Source organism: Bradyrhizobium sp. JR4.1, from assembly GCF_040548605.1.
In the GTDB taxonomy this organism is placed as follows: Bacteria; Pseudomonadota; Alphaproteobacteria; order Rhizobiales; family Xanthobacteraceae; genus Bradyrhizobium; species Bradyrhizobium canariense.
On sequence record NZ_JBEPRY010000001.1, the window covers coordinates 447,274 to 459,433 of the forward strand.

Below are 12,160 nucleotides of genomic sequence, written 5' to 3' on the forward strand. Positions count from 1 at the left end.
TGATGTCGGTGATTGGAGGGATCGCTCACAGGCCGAGCCCCCGACTGCGTTCAAAACTCCAATCGATGCCGCCGTCGGTGCGGGCCACGCCGGAGACATGTCGGCCGAGCTGATTTTCGAGTGAGGGCGTCCAGGGTACGAGCTGAAAGCCGAGACCGTCGTCGAGCATGGCGAAGCGGCCGGAGGCGAGCGCGAAGCGCTGCCGATAGGTGCCGGCGACATATTCGCCGGCAGCCGACGGGTTGAACGGCCGGCCGGTCTCGGCAGCGAGCTGCTTGCCGAGATTCGCTAACTCCCGCTGGCGCAGTGTGCCGATGAGGTTCTTCGCAAACACCAGTCCATGCGCCTGGCGTTCGGCGAGACCCTGTTCGATGAGCTGCCCGGCCCGCCGTTGCATGGCGTCGCGTACTTCGTCGCCGAAGCCCGCCTGGCCCAATGCCACCGGATCGCGCGCAACCGCCTGCCGGTCGAGCCACGTCGCGCCTCTCGCCGTTATCTGCGCTTCGATCGAGAGATCGGAGCGGACGGCGAGCGCCGCGCGACGCTGCCCTCTCGCGTCGTTGAATTTGCGTAGCTCCACAATGGAGCCCGGTGCGCTGTCGCCGGAAGCGTCGAGATCGGGCAGCCTGATGTGGTGGGTGCGTCCGTCGACGCCGTCGATCACGGCATAGGCGGTCCCTTCGAGTTCGTCGTCGAGACCGCGATCGACGAGGCGTCCGATGATGGGCACGTCGAGGCTTTCGCCCGATAGCACGTAGCTCGCGGTCCCGCGCTCGATGCCACGTTCGGTCAGGCTGCGGTGGATGCGCTTGATGATGTCGCCGCGCTCGTCGAGCTCGCGCAAGGTCGTCTCGGCGGCCTCGTCCATGACCCATTGGCCTGGCCCGAGTTGATGCGCAAGTCCGAGACTCTCCAAGCGCCGCAGCCGGCCGACCTTCAGGGCATGGAACTGATCAGGCTGCTGCGCCAGATCGGGTGCAAGGTCGATGACCCCATGCCGGTCTGCATCGCGAACAAGCTGGCGGTCGAGCTGTGTCCAGCGTTCGGCTTCGACCTGGCGCTCGAGCGAGCGACGGATGTCCGGATCGGAGCGCAGTCCGAGTTCCTGTGTGGCCAGGTCCTGGGCACGGGCGCGCATCCCCTCCTTGATGTAGACGCGGGAGATGACGAGGTCCTGGCCATCTTCGGCGACACCGCGCACGATGACGTGGACGTGGGGGTGCTGGGTGTTCCAGTGATCGACACCCACCCAATCGAGCTTGGTGCCGAGATCCACTTCCATCTGGCCGACCAGCTCGCGGGCGAAACCTTTGAGGTCGGCCAAATCGGCTGCGTCTTCCGGCGAGACAATGAAGCGGAAATGGTGGCGGTCATCCTGACAACGCTCGGCAAAGGCCTTGGGATCGGCATGCTCCGTGTCCGGGCCGAACAGCCGGGCCTTCTCCCCGTCCCGGGTCACGCCCTCCCGCCGGAGATAGCCGAGATGCGCGGCGAGCGGCGCCGATCTCGCTTTATGCCTGACAACACGTGTCTTGATCGTCACCAGACGCGAGCGGCCGGTGAGCAGACGGTTTGCCCGCGCGCTGGCGACCCGTCCGCGGCCGAAGCGCGAATGACGATGGTTGGCGAGCTGGCCGGCTCGCGAAAGACCGCCGCCGGCACGCTGAGCAGCCGCAAGCGCCTGGGCGATGAAGGGCTTGGCCCGCTGGCTCCGCGAAGAGCGGATGCGGCCTGGCCGAGGCTGAAATTCCTTCTCCTCAGTCATGGCCAGCCTCGGCAATGTGCGAAACGTCAAATGCCTGCAATGCGTTGACCGTGAGGCGCACATTGCGCACGAGAGCCGCACATTGCCAGATCAGCAAAAAAGGAAAGCAACAACAACCGACCGACCGAGCCGCACATTGCGGCCTTTTATCTCGCCATCGTTCGGTCGCTGCCTGCTCGTCTCCCTCGCCTGCTCTTTCTCCTTCGCTGGACTGCGCCGAAACACGCGTGAGCGCGAATTCCGAGCCGACCCCCGAGGCAGCACACCATCGCGTGGCGGATATCCAGATCTCAGCAACCCGCGAGTCTGCAGGCGTGCGTCGATCTCGGTATAGATGTTGATGATGCCGTGCCATCATTGCGCTCCTCCCGTTGCCCCGAGCGCGACGAACAGGCCTTCCGACTGAGGCGCAATCGCAGAGAGATCGTGCACGGGAACGGCAGCCGACCTGTCGTGCGCCGATCGATCGACTGCCACTCGCGCGGTAGACGACGGACCGTCAACGTGGTCGAAAAAGAGCGGCGCCCGCGTCCAGGATGAACGAGAAGAGGCCGCGAGGAGAAGAGGTCCTGGTACCCCCTCCGCATCGACAAAAAGGGATGATGGCCGCGACATAGGCGACGGTCTCGGCAGGTAGTGGACGATGTCTATCGCGAAAATCCTCGTAGCGGCCGGGACCCGCATTGTAGGCCGCAAGGAAGCCCGGCGAGCCGTAGCGGTCGTGCAGCTCACGAAGGAAGGCGGCGCCCGCGAGGATGTTGTCACGAGGGTCGAAGGGATCCCGCCCAAGACCATAACGAGCGCGCATGTCCGCCCAGGTCTTCGGCATGAGTTGCATCAGACCGAGTGCGCCCTTAGGTGACACGGCGCGCCGCTCGCCATGGCTCTCGACCCGCATGACGGCGTGTATCCATGTTGCCGGAATGCCAAAGCGCTGCGCGGCTTCCGCCACGGGGGTGGCATAGCGGTCGCTTGCCGCCTGTCCTCGCGTCGGTGCTTTCTCTGCTGACACTGCCGGCATTGGCCCACCAATTACCAGCAGGCCCACGATCAGGAGAATGGCAAAGCGCACCCCGTCTCCGCCGTGACGCGAACAAACCGTCATGCACATGTCCGTTGGGAGCATGCGCGGCAGGCTGCCCTGCCCTCGATCGCTGGTCTGCGCGGTGGCCGACCGATGTTCGATCGGGACGAAGGGATGAGACGGCTTTCCCCCGAACAAAGAGGTGGACCGTTGATGCGCCTGGTTGTGGGCAAGCGTGACAAGACCCTGCATGCGATCAGTCCCGGTCGGTGCGCTGCGGCTGACGATGCCAATTCAGCGTCCAGGCTGATTTGTCGTCGCCCGACTGGAACAGATTGGCGCGGATCGGCCGCGGCAGAGTGGGATCGTCGATGATCAGCGAGACGTAGTCGCCAGCCTTTTCGCCGGTGCGCTTCCAGCCCGCGCCAATCTCTGGGCCGCCGCCATCGCCGAGACGAATTCGGTAGTCCGGCGCGTTCTCGGCATCCGACGACTCGGCCGGGACGAGGGTGAGAATCCGCTCGAAGAAAAGCGTTTCAATGCGCCCGGTGAAGCCGGACTTCTCGCGGGTGAACTGACCAATTTGCGCCATGGGAATCCTCCTCGGTTGGCGGGTGGGGAAGCGGGTCAACCGGTGGCGGCGCGCCAGACGAAACGGCCGTCGCCGGCCTCATCGGTCCAAAGCGGGACCGCGCGCGCGACGATCGAGCTGACGGGCAGTGAACCGAAATAGCGGCCGTCCAGGCTGTCCGGGACGGTCGGGTTCATGAGGAAGACCTCGCCAAGCGGGAGAGTGTGGCAACCACTCCAGCGCGGCAGCAGACGGCCAAGATGGTCGCGGTCGTGTGCCGCACCGACATCGACAGCGTCGACAGTGATAGCTCCGCCCGACCGGCACACGGTCTGTCCGGGCAGCGCCATCACATGCTTCAGCAACGGCACGCCTTTTGGGAGATAATCCCCATCAGCGAGAACATTCGCGATCGGCTCTGGGAGCTGCACCACGACCAGTTCCAAGGCGCGCAGCTGTCCGATCGGATGCAGCGTGTAGAGGCCCGTCGGCGTGCTCGCGGTAGCGTTCCATATCAGCCGCTTCGCCGGATGAACGAACACCAGGGCGCCGGCGACCAGCGCCGCAATGCACGTCAACATGAGATAGCCAAATCGGGTCATGGCGCGACGCTCCGGCGCTTGAGCCAGGCGACATGCTGCTCGCGCGTGTAGGCGCGCGGCACGTGGTCGGCGGCGAGACGGTTGTGGAGATGACGCCAGTATTCGGGCGCAGCGTCGGCCGGATCGATGGCGAGCGCCTCGATGGCATCGATCGACTGCAACACGCGCTCGACCTTCGGCCAGCTATCGACCCGCAGCAGGATTTCGCCGCCGGGCCGAACGAACGGCAGCGTCTGATAGCGCTGGCCAGCCTCGACGGCGCGCACGATGTCCATGCGCGACACCACGGTGCCATAGTCGTTCGAGGCCCAGCGGACGAAGCCGAAGATGCTGCCGGGCGCAAAGCTCGAAACGCTGCGGCGGCGGTCGAGGATCTTCTCCTCGGCACGGCGGCCGAAGCGCAGCCAGTGCTCGATCCGCTTCTCGATCCAGGTCAGCTCGACATGGGTGAGTGCAACGCTCCGCCTATGCGAGGGCGACACGGCACGCGGCGGCAAGGCCTCATTGTCGTTCATGACGGCTCTCCGGTGTCCGTGGGGAACTCTCGCGCCAGCAATTCGCGCAGCATGTCGGCGACGGTGATGCCGCGCTGGAATGCCGCGACCTTGATGCGGCCGCGCAGCGCTGGCGTGACGTCAATGGTCAGACGCGCGGTGAATGCGGCCGCGTCATCCAAGCGACTTGGCGACGCGTCGCTGGCCTTGATCCAGCCTTCGGCACCGCCTGGCCGCGAGGCGAAGCCGCGCTTGGTGGAGCGCTCGCTCATGGCGCGAACCTCGCGACTTCAGCGGCGAGCGCGGTAACCTCACGGGTGGCGGCGCTCTGCCCGGCAAGCTCGAAGACGAGCCGACCGGACTGGGCGGCGTCGGCGAAGACGACGCGCTGGCCGATGGTGCTGGCGAGCACCGGAGGATCATGATCGGCGAGAGTTTCAGCGGTCTCGCGGGCGATGATCGTGCGGGCGCCGCAGCGGTTGAGCACAAAGCGAGCGGCGAGCTGTGGACGATAAATGCGAGCCTCTCGCAGCAGAGCGAGCATCTCGGCCGATGCCCAGCCGTCGAACGGCGACGGCTGCACGGGGATCAGCACCAGATCAGCCGCGAGCAGCGCCGAACGCATCAATCCAGCGACGCGCGGCGGTCCGTCAATGACGACATGATCGGCGGTGCGTCCGATCTCCGGCCCTTCGCGATGGAGCGTGTCGCGCGCAAGTCCAACGACGCCGAATAACCGTGGAACGTTCTCGCGTGCCCGCTGCTGCGACCAGTCCAATGCCGAGCCCTGGGGGTCTGCATCGATCAGCGTCACGCGCTTTCCGCGCTGCGCCCATTCACCGGCAAGGTGCTGGGCGAGCGTGGTCTTGCCGACACCGCCCTTCTGGTTGAGCACGGCGACGATCATCGCTTGCCTCCCGTCTTGCGGTCGAGAAGCGGCAAGGATTGTCGGCTTTGGTGCTTGGTTGGCGGCTCAGCGCTCGCGTCCGCGTTATCCGCAAGACGCGCGGGCTCACTACAACAATTAGATTCTAAGTTAGATTCTAAGTTAAGGCCCGGAATCACGGTTTCCCGCCAAAGCGTTAGTTGCGGTTCACGCGTGCGAAGTCCCGGTAGGGCTGCGTGCGAAGTCCCGAGCGCTTCCACAGCACTGTCCACAGGGGCAGTGGACAGTTTGGCCGGCAGAATACGCAGCAGGTCGCGGCGCGCCTCGCGTTCGATGCGCAACTTGTAGCCGGGAAGCGGCTGACGCGCGGCGATGCGCCGGATCTGCAACGCGAAATCCGAGACACGCACCTGGCTGCCCGACTTGGCGTGGAGGTGCGCAAACTCGAACAGCCATCCTCTCGGCTGGCGGCCAGCATGCTTGCGCGCAACGCGATAGAGCCAGCGCTCGATCCCGCCGGTGAGGCTGAAGTAGGCTGGATCAATCGTGAGGACGAGCGAGCGATCGATGACGCCGCGATAGAACCAGTCAGGGAGGACGAACTCCATGCCTTCCACGCGCCCATCGCGCCGCGCGCATTCCTCCCATTCGTTGATCCAGGAGAACTGGTGGCGGCGCCAATGCTCACCCTGCCGGATGCTGGTGCGGATGACGGTCGCCTGCAGGCGGGCCAACGCTCTCTTCAACAGCTTGTAATCGCGTGCCCCCGTCTGCCGGCCGACGGCGATCAAAAGCTGGTAGGGTGTGAAGCGCAGGAAGCGCGAAGTCTTCAGACCGAGATTCTCGGCCTCGACGATCTGGCTCGCCGCCCAAATGAGCACATCAGCGTCCCAAATGGTCGCCATGCCGTGCTCCGGAACCGCATAGACCTCGACGCGAACGTCGCCCGCCTCATAGAGGATCGGTACCGTCCGCTTGGTCTTGGCGAGCGAAAAGAATGGCCGTTCCATCAGGTCGCGCTGATCGCGCGGGCTGGCGTCGCCTGTGGCGACAACGAACGGGTCGAGCTTGCTTCGCTCGCTGGGTGTGATGAGGCGACGCGACATGGCGAGCGTTGCCTTAGCGATGCGCGTGGCCGGCGGCGCGGGCCTCAACGTAGCGAGGATCCGACGTTGAGCTGCAAGCGGCCTGATCGGCCCAGGCTTCGAGATCGCCGATGGCGTAGACGACGCGGCCGCCGAGCTTGCGGAAGGTCGGGCCATTGCCGTGGCAGCGATATTTCTCAAGCGTACGCGGCGAGATGCCAAGGAGGCGCGCTGCCTCGGGGGTGCGTACGTAGCGGGTGGCGAGTTGCGCGGGCCTGTCGAGCATGTGAGATCTCCGTCTTGCCTCGAAGCGCCGCGGACAAGTCGCGGCATGTCCGGGCCAGACTGGCGGAGAGTTCGGGCGTTGGGGGTGGACGAAAATCTACGTACGTTTGTGTCCCCCACAGTCGCAACCAGGCGAAGCCAGGCGCTGACAGCGGGTCGCGGGTTAACTCATCAGGTCGATGGCCTGGAGGGATTGGGGAGCCGATCAGAGGCCGCGCAGGAGTTTCAGATAGCCGCGCTCGACCAGGGCGATGGAATCATGGACGAGCCGGTTCGCCTTACGGCGGGCATGCGAATCCTTCCACTCAACCGAACGACGCCGGGCATGGTCGGAGGCAAGCACTTTTGCTGCCACGTCTCGCGGGCCGCCGCCGAGGTCGTGGACATCGAAGGCGTGAAGAAGCTGTATCAGTCGCTGCTTCTTAAACGACGTTAGCCGCAGAATCGCCGGCAGCAGACCGGTGCGCTGGCCAGCAAGACGGCGCGCGAAGTGTAGCGCCACGTCGGCGCGCAGTTCGCCCATGTTGTCGAGCGGCACAAGCACGGCAGGGCGGCGGGCCGCCTGCGCGTCACGCAAACGGACATGAAGTTCACCCGACCCGTCCGCAATCACCAGCTCGCGACCGTCAGCGTCCGTCCGCTCGATGAGCGGCAGTCCGAAAGCATTGCGATCGATCGAATGAGCGGTCTTGAAGTCCGGCGGCGCGGGCTCCAGGATCAACGTTCCCGGCGATGCCTCGGGCAGCCAAATGGCTGCTTCGGGTCCAACCGGCGAGGCGGGGTCATGGGCGACACCGTAACCTCCATCGACGTGCGAAACTAGTTCGGATGGTTTCGGGATCAGCGCCGTCGTGCGCGATCAGGCGCTCGGTACGGGCGAAGTCGCGACGGTAGTCAGCATTGCGTCGCAGGAACTCGAGAGCAAAACCCGGGCGCTCAAGACGATTGAGGCGTTCGATGGTCTCCGGCGAGCGCCAGTACTGAGTGGGCATGGTGTGTCATCTCTTCTTTTTGTTCTGTTCTCCCAAAGGAGGGACACACCACGATCCGGAAAGTCGGCCTAGGAGGCTAGACCTTGAGGTTGCATCACGCGGGATCGCAATTTGCGTGACCAGAGGTCCAGTTCACTGCATCCGCGGTTGCAAAAGGTCCCGATATCCCGCTTCCGACATCCATCGCGCACGGGCGAGATGGCTGTCGTGTACAATTTTGGCACGGTCCGGTTCGCGCGCAGGATCGAGTCCGAAGATCACGCTGACGACTTCCCGCCAGTCCGCTCCCTCTTCTTCGGCCATGAGCAACCGAACGTAGATTGCAAGATGTTTCTCGTCGTAGGCGTTGACACGATCGGTTGTTGGCGGCCGGTCCTGGAATGGCGCTTCGTTCATTGCAATTGCCCCTCAGCATAGATGCAGCGATTGGAATTCATCTAACCCCGAATCTTTACAAGCTGCGAAATCGTCACGCACGATTTGTGTGGTGATGCACGGGCTGCATCACGGCCCTCCCCGGAAGTAGCAAACTGGTCCCAAACGAGAAGGAATGATTATCACAGCGCGATACGAATCGGAACGATCATTCCTGGAACGATCGTGCCGATGCAAGTTCCCTCGTCGCCATGGATCTCAAGGAGGTCATGGCGGTCAATTTGCGTCGGATACGCCATGTGAAGAAAATGACGCAGGAAGAGTTGGCCGATGGCGCCGGGCTAAGTGTCCGCTACATCGGCGCAATTGAACGCGCCGATGTGTCGGCCAGCGTCACGGTGCTCGGCCGCATCGCGGAGGCGCTAGGCGTCGAAGCAGCCGATCTGGTCAAACGAACGGCTGCGCATCCTCATCGGGCTCGATGACGAGTTGCATTTGTTCTCTGCCACAACGCTGCCATGTTGTGAATTAACTCTGCGGTTCGTCACGCACAAGTTGATAGGCGGCTTCCCATGATGCTCGTCTCTTTCAAACAGCGTAACCTGCGAAAGTGCATGCTGAGTGAGATGGATAGGCTTTATGACCCTGTACGAGCACTTGCCAGCCGACGTCCGCGGAACGGTTGACGCTTTGGTGGTGGAACTCAAACCGCAACCCTGGCCAACTCGATTCCTCGCATTGATCGGCCTGCTCGGAGAGAAGTTGGAAGTCAGGACCGAGCGGGAGCCTTGGAATTTGATCCAAGAATGGGCTGCCTTGATGACGGCAACATTGGAGCACTTGCAACCCAACAGTTCGGTCGTCGAGTGCCTGGGGCTGATGAGCATCAGTTTCAACGACCGATGGCGCGCTCAGGCACTCGGCCAGATCGAGCGGGATCCCACGGTGCTGGATCGTTTGGTCGCGGCCTGCCCCGACTGGGGGGACATCGTTGATAGCGTGTTGGAGGCCAATCAACGGCGGCCGATCAAGGCGGCACGCGCCCGCTGATCGCAGGTTTAGTTTTCCGCCCCCCTTCGCTGTAACCGCAAACGAAGTGATTTCGCGATTCTTGAGCTTTGCGATGCCCCGCCCGGACGCGCCGGGCGAGGCATTGCGGGTCGGCTCAGTCGCCGTTCCACGGTTGGGGCGAGACCAGATCAGGCTAAAGCCTTCTCCTTCTTCGTCGGCGAAGAGGTTGGCGAAGATCGGAGCGGTGAAGCTTGGATCGTCGAGCTTGAGTCCGAGATAATCACGGCCATCGTTGGAGCGCTTGGACCAGGCGGCCCCGATCTCCACACGGCCGACATAGATGCGGTGGCTGGGGGCGTTGTCGCCAGAGCGGCTGCTCTCGGCGACGATGCGGACGTTCCTGGCCTGAAGCGAGAGAGTGACGATTTCGCCGCTGAACTCGTTGTTGCCGGTCTTCTTAAAAGTGCCGATGGTTGCCATGGTAGTTCTCCTTGATCTCTATTTTCCGAGCCCGCACCTTGCGGCCTCGATGGTGATCGGCAGGCCGGAGGCGATCGACGGCGCACCCCGAAGGGGCTCGACAGCAAAGGAGGAGCTTTCTTGTTTCGCGAGGAATGACGGCGCAGCCGTCAGGGGAAGAAAGTTGCGACGCCGCTGTTGCGCCTTAGGCGATCGAGGCTTTAGCCGGCCTTCGGCCAGATCCATCCATCGGAGAGGCCGTTTGGTGCGCTCGGTGTAAACAGAGCTGACATCAAAGAGAACGTGGCGAGCCTCGCGCCCTAAAAAGTCCGGCAAGCGAATTCGACGGAGATCGTCTCCCGCTTTTCCTGGTGACGAACGGATCTAAGGTTCCGCGACGCACTTCAGCAATACGTCCATCGATTGGACTTGTTGGCCGTATTCGTGACACCTCACCGCCTAGATTACCGCGTCGCAACAACCGCCGCTAGCTCGGCCGCGCCGCGATGATTCGAGCCTCGACGCTTGGGCCGCTCTCAATCGAGTAATCGAGGATGAGCTCCGCGAGCGCTCTGAGCGCCTGATCTGGTCCAACCCCAACGGCCGCCGCTAACGCGTTAGCCCTGCGCCAAATCCCGTCCGGCTGGTCCGGGTGCGGCTATGGCCGTAAAGCGGATGAACGCCGTGATGGTGACGGCGGTCGCGCCAATCGCGAAGATCGTTTGCCAGGTGGGCGAAGGCATCGCCATCTGGGCGATTCCGTGCGTCGCGCCGTAACCCGCGAAGGTGGCGGGCGTGACATAGAGAATGATGATCAAGAGTCGAAGCCAAGTCCATGGCACAAAGGCGAGCGCGAGTTGGCCAATGCAAATGGTTGCACCGCCCGCCACGAGCCCCGCTACGGTGCCGCCAAGCACTCCAGCGCCGGTGTGGAAAGTCCAGATGCCGATCGTCAGGCCAACGAAGAAGGGCAGTGCGAAGACAGCAAGCGTGAACAGCAGCCAGCAGAAAAAGCCGATGCCAACGACGACGAGCAGTGGTCCAAAGATGATCATGGCGGTGATCTCCGTGAGATAAAGGTCTGACGGTTGCGCCTTCCACCACCACCACGGCGCGAGAATGAGTATAGCTGTAGTTGCAGACAAGCGCCAGCGCGAGCGAAAATCCCGCCGCCCTTCCTCTAACTCGCGTAGCGATGCACCCTTCATGGTTGGAAGGGGTCGAATTCGTGAATGATGGCGGCGGGATCGCCATCGTACTCACCGGACGGCATGACGCCGTAGGCGCCTGTGCCCGACTGGAAGACGACGACGCAGACCATGAGGGTGGTGGCAAGGTTCCAGCCGTTGGCGAATGCGAGGGCTTGAGGCATGATCCGACTCCTGTGCTGAGGCGGGACTATCCCCGCGCGACAGGCGCCCGACGTGTCGGGCCGAGGGCCGCAATCACCGCGCAGATGAAGACGGAGCGGCGGCACGCGCACGCGTAAGCCGACCCCGTTGCGGGTTGATGGCGTCAGGCTCTCGGTCCGACCAAGGATCAGCGCTGATGGATGCGGGGCGGCGCCCGCCGGCGGGAGCTGTGCCTCGCAACCTGCTGTAACGGCGCTCGGGTTCGTGGCCCCTACCGGGCCGTTGGCTGATCGGCTAAAGTGCATCGCGACTTGTCATGATGGAGTGAGGCACCATGACTGGATTCAGGGCGTGACCTGCATCTGGTGAAGAAGGCGCTCGCCATCGCCGTGCTGGCGATCGAGCGGCAGCCGGGGCCACTTCAATCGGTGGCCGACCAGAGCGACATGAAGGCGCTGCTCGACGAGGTGATCGAGAACGATGCGGAGTTGGCACACTATGCCCGTGCGGCGCGGATCGCGGTAACGGGTGAGCCGGACTGAAAAGCGGCTTTGCGGAAAGCCAACGATCCGCCTTTCCGGTTTCACGACAGTACGTATTGAGGCAAAGGCAGCGCTTATGCGCCGCCGAACCTCCAGACCGGGACGCCGAGCTTCTTCGCCTTGTCGGCGAGATTATCCTGGATTCCCGTGCCCGGGAAATGCATCACCCCGATCGGCAACTCGTCGAGCATTGTGTCGTTGCGCTTGAACGGCGCGGCCTTGGCGTGCTTCGCCCAATCGGGCTTAAAGGCAATCTGCGGGACCTTGCGGTTGTCGGCCCATTTGGCGGCGATCAACTCGGCGCCCCTCGGGCTGCCACCGTGCATCAGCACCATATCGGGATGCTTGGCGTGAACGTGCAAAGCCGTAATGCCGCGATTTTGGCGAAGACCGGGCCAGCGATGGCAGCGGTGAAGACGACGCGCCCGCGTTCCTGCAACCGGATGAAGTTGTCAGTCCAGACTGGATTGTCAGGAGAGCAGTTCGCCCCAGTGATTGCAACCAGCCGGCCGCGTTCGGGGAGCCGCGCCAGGGCCGACGCGATATGGGGCGGCGTCGGCCATGCGGCGATCGACGTTGGCGACGGCCCAGAATGGTGGGTTCATCAGCACGACGCTTGGTGTCAAGATGATCGTCGATATGCGCGGCGTCGAAGCGGGTGACGGCGATGCCGGGAAAGAGAGGTGCAAGAAGTCCACCGCGGGTTAAGCGACCACA

16 protein-coding genes and 3 pseudogenes are annotated in these 12,160 nt (G+C 63.6%); 2 read left to right on the forward strand and 17 right to left on the reverse strand.

Annotation, left to right across the window (positions count from 1 at the left end; all coding sequences use genetic code 11):
* Window positions 1–25 precede the first annotated feature (25 nt).
* From ABIB90_RS02260 to ABIB90_RS02315, 12 genes are all read right to left on the reverse strand, one after another.
* The gene (locus ABIB90_RS02260) at window positions 26–1,765 is read right to left on the reverse strand and encodes a relaxase/mobilization nuclease domain-containing protein (RefSeq protein ID WP_354200076.1); all 1,740 of its coding nucleotides are present in this window, start codon (window positions 1,763–1,765) and stop codon (window positions 26–28) included.
* A gap of 499 nt (window positions 1,766–2,264) precedes the next feature.
* Entirely contained in the window at window positions 2,265–3,041 is a 777-nt protein-coding gene (locus ABIB90_RS02265) for a lytic transglycosylase domain-containing protein (protein WP_354200077.1), read from the reverse strand.
* Window positions 3,042–3,045: 4 nt separating this feature from the next.
* Entirely contained in the window at window positions 3,046–3,381 is a 336-nt protein-coding gene (locus ABIB90_RS02270; protein WP_354200078.1) for a DUF736 domain-containing protein, read from the reverse strand.
* 35 nt (window positions 3,382–3,416) lie between these two features.
* Window positions 3,417–3,962: a S26 family signal peptidase gene (locus tag ABIB90_RS02275; RefSeq protein WP_354200079.1), complete on the reverse strand. Its 546-nt coding sequence runs from the start codon at window positions 3,960–3,962 to the stop codon at window positions 3,417–3,419.
* Entirely contained in the window at window positions 3,959–4,477 is a 519-nt protein-coding gene (locus tag ABIB90_RS02280) for a DUF2840 domain-containing protein (RefSeq protein ID WP_354200080.1), read from the reverse strand. The genes ABIB90_RS02275 and ABIB90_RS02280 overlap by 4 nt, the downstream gene beginning before the upstream one ends.
* Complete coding sequence (locus ABIB90_RS02285; RefSeq protein ID WP_354200081.1) at window positions 4,474–4,728, reverse strand: hypothetical protein; 255 nt, start codon at window positions 4,726–4,728, stop codon at window positions 4,474–4,476. Before ABIB90_RS02285 ends, ABIB90_RS02280 begins: the two co-directional genes overlap by 4 nt.
* Window positions 4,725–5,363: a ParA family partition ATPase gene (gene parA, locus ABIB90_RS02290; RefSeq protein ID WP_354200082.1), complete on the reverse strand. Its 639-nt coding sequence runs from the start codon at window positions 5,361–5,363 to the stop codon at window positions 4,725–4,727. The genes ABIB90_RS02285 and parA overlap by 4 nt, the downstream gene beginning before the upstream one ends.
* Window positions 5,360–6,448 (reverse strand): replication initiator protein A, encoded by a 1,089-nt coding sequence (locus ABIB90_RS02295; RefSeq protein WP_354200083.1) that lies wholly within the window; start codon window positions 6,446–6,448, stop codon window positions 5,360–5,362. The genes parA and ABIB90_RS02295 overlap by 4 nt, the downstream gene beginning before the upstream one ends.
* 13 nt (window positions 6,449–6,461) lie before the next feature.
* The gene (locus ABIB90_RS02300; protein ID WP_342739924.1) at window positions 6,462–6,713 is read right to left on the reverse strand and encodes a helix-turn-helix transcriptional regulator; all 252 of its coding nucleotides are present in this window, start codon (window positions 6,711–6,713) and stop codon (window positions 6,462–6,464) included.
* Between the two features lie 204 nt (window positions 6,714–6,917).
* Window positions 6,918–7,433: a DUF2285 domain-containing protein gene (locus tag ABIB90_RS02305; protein WP_354200084.1), complete on the reverse strand. Its 516-nt coding sequence runs from the start codon at window positions 7,431–7,433 to the stop codon at window positions 6,918–6,920.
* A 61-nt stretch (window positions 7,434–7,494) separates the two neighbouring features.
* Window positions 7,495–7,704, reverse strand: a complete 210-nt coding sequence (locus ABIB90_RS02310; protein WP_354200085.1) for a transcriptional regulator domain-containing protein — start codon at window positions 7,702–7,704, stop codon at window positions 7,495–7,497.
* 132 nt (window positions 7,705–7,836) lie between these two features.
* Window positions 7,837–8,100, reverse strand: coding sequence for a DUF2285 domain-containing protein (locus ABIB90_RS02315; protein WP_354200086.1), 264 nt, complete (start codon window positions 8,098–8,100; stop codon window positions 7,837–7,839).
* A gap of 230 nt (window positions 8,101–8,330) precedes the next feature.
* Here ABIB90_RS02315 and ABIB90_RS02320 point away from each other — a divergent pair, with 230 nt between their 5' ends.
* Entirely contained in the window at window positions 8,331–8,564 is a 234-nt protein-coding gene (locus ABIB90_RS02320) for a helix-turn-helix domain-containing protein (protein ID WP_354200087.1), read from the forward strand.
* 694 nt (window positions 8,565–9,258) lie between these two features.
* Here ABIB90_RS02320 and ABIB90_RS02325 read toward each other — a convergent pair.
* The 3 genes and pseudogenes from ABIB90_RS02325 to ABIB90_RS02335 form a co-directional block, all read right to left on the reverse strand.
* Window positions 9,259–9,570 (reverse strand): annotated as a pseudogene (locus ABIB90_RS02325) (DUF736 domain-containing protein); the annotation flags it as partial.
* A 596-nt stretch (window positions 9,571–10,166) separates the two neighbouring features.
* Window positions 10,167–10,604, reverse strand: a complete 438-nt coding sequence (locus ABIB90_RS02330; protein WP_354200088.1) for a hypothetical protein — start codon at window positions 10,602–10,604, stop codon at window positions 10,167–10,169.
* A 149-nt stretch (window positions 10,605–10,753) separates the two neighbouring features.
* The gene (locus tag ABIB90_RS02335; RefSeq protein WP_354200089.1) at window positions 10,754–10,921 is read right to left on the reverse strand and encodes a hypothetical protein; all 168 of its coding nucleotides are present in this window, start codon (window positions 10,919–10,921) and stop codon (window positions 10,754–10,756) included.
* 345 nt (window positions 10,922–11,266) lie between these two features.
* Between ABIB90_RS02335 and ABIB90_RS02340 the strand changes: the two genes are divergently transcribed.
* A complete protein-coding gene (locus tag ABIB90_RS02340) occupies window positions 11,267–11,443 on the forward strand; it encodes a hypothetical protein (protein WP_354200090.1) in 177 nt (58 codons plus the stop codon).
* A 74-nt stretch (window positions 11,444–11,517) separates the two neighbouring features.
* Here the strand turns inward: ABIB90_RS02340 and ABIB90_RS02345 are convergent.
* A pseudogene (locus tag ABIB90_RS02345) lies at window positions 11,518–11,799 on the reverse strand (DUF2493 domain-containing protein); the annotation flags it as partial.
* A 23-nt stretch (window positions 11,800–11,822) separates the two neighbouring features.
* Window positions 11,823–12,148, reverse strand: a pseudogene (locus tag ABIB90_RS02350) (SAM-dependent methyltransferase); the annotation flags it as partial.
* Window positions 12,149–12,160 lie beyond the last annotated feature (12 nt).

Coding starts and splice junctions, on each gene's coding strand:
- ABIB90_RS02260 (WP_354200076.1), bottom strand. CDS start 1,765: ATGACTGAGGAGAAGGAATTTCAGCCTCGGCCAGGCCGCATCCGCTCT.
- ABIB90_RS02265 (WP_354200077.1), bottom strand. CDS start 3,041: ATGCAGGGTCTTGTCACGCTTGCCCACAACCAGGCGCATCAACGGTCC.
- ABIB90_RS02270 (WP_354200078.1), bottom strand. CDS start 3,381: ATGGCGCAAATTGGTCAGTTCACCCGCGAGAAGTCCGGCTTCACCGGG.
- ABIB90_RS02275 (WP_354200079.1), bottom strand. CDS start 3,962: ATGACCCGATTTGGCTATCTCATGTTGACGTGCATTGCGGCGCTGGTC.
- ABIB90_RS02280 (WP_354200080.1), bottom strand. CDS start 4,477: ATGAACGACAATGAGGCCTTGCCGCCGCGTGCCGTGTCGCCCTCGCAT.
- ABIB90_RS02285 (WP_354200081.1), bottom strand. CDS start 4,728: ATGAGCGAGCGCTCCACCAAGCGCGGCTTCGCCTCGCGGCCAGGCGGT.
- parA (WP_354200082.1), bottom strand. CDS start 5,363: ATGATCGTCGCCGTGCTCAACCAGAAGGGCGGTGTCGGCAAGACCACG.
- ABIB90_RS02295 (WP_354200083.1), bottom strand. CDS start 6,448: ATGTCGCGTCGCCTCATCACACCCAGCGAGCGAAGCAAGCTCGACCCG.
- ABIB90_RS02300 (WP_342739924.1), bottom strand. CDS start 6,713: ATGCTCGACAGGCCCGCGCAACTCGCCACCCGCTACGTACGCACCCCC.
- ABIB90_RS02310 (WP_354200085.1), bottom strand. CDS start 7,704: ATGCCCACTCAGTACTGGCGCTCGCCGGAGACCATCGAACGCCTCAAT.
- ABIB90_RS02315 (WP_354200086.1), bottom strand. CDS start 8,100: ATGAACGAAGCGCCATTCCAGGACCGGCCGCCAACAACCGATCGTGTC.
- ABIB90_RS02320 (WP_354200087.1), top strand. CDS start 8,331: ATGGATCTCAAGGAGGTCATGGCGGTCAATTTGCGTCGGATACGCCAT.
- ABIB90_RS02330 (WP_354200088.1), bottom strand. CDS start 10,604: ATGATCATCTTTGGACCACTGCTCGTCGTCGTTGGCATCGGCTTTTTC.
- ABIB90_RS02335 (WP_354200089.1), bottom strand. CDS start 10,921: ATGCCTCAAGCCCTCGCATTCGCCAACGGCTGGAACCTTGCCACCACC.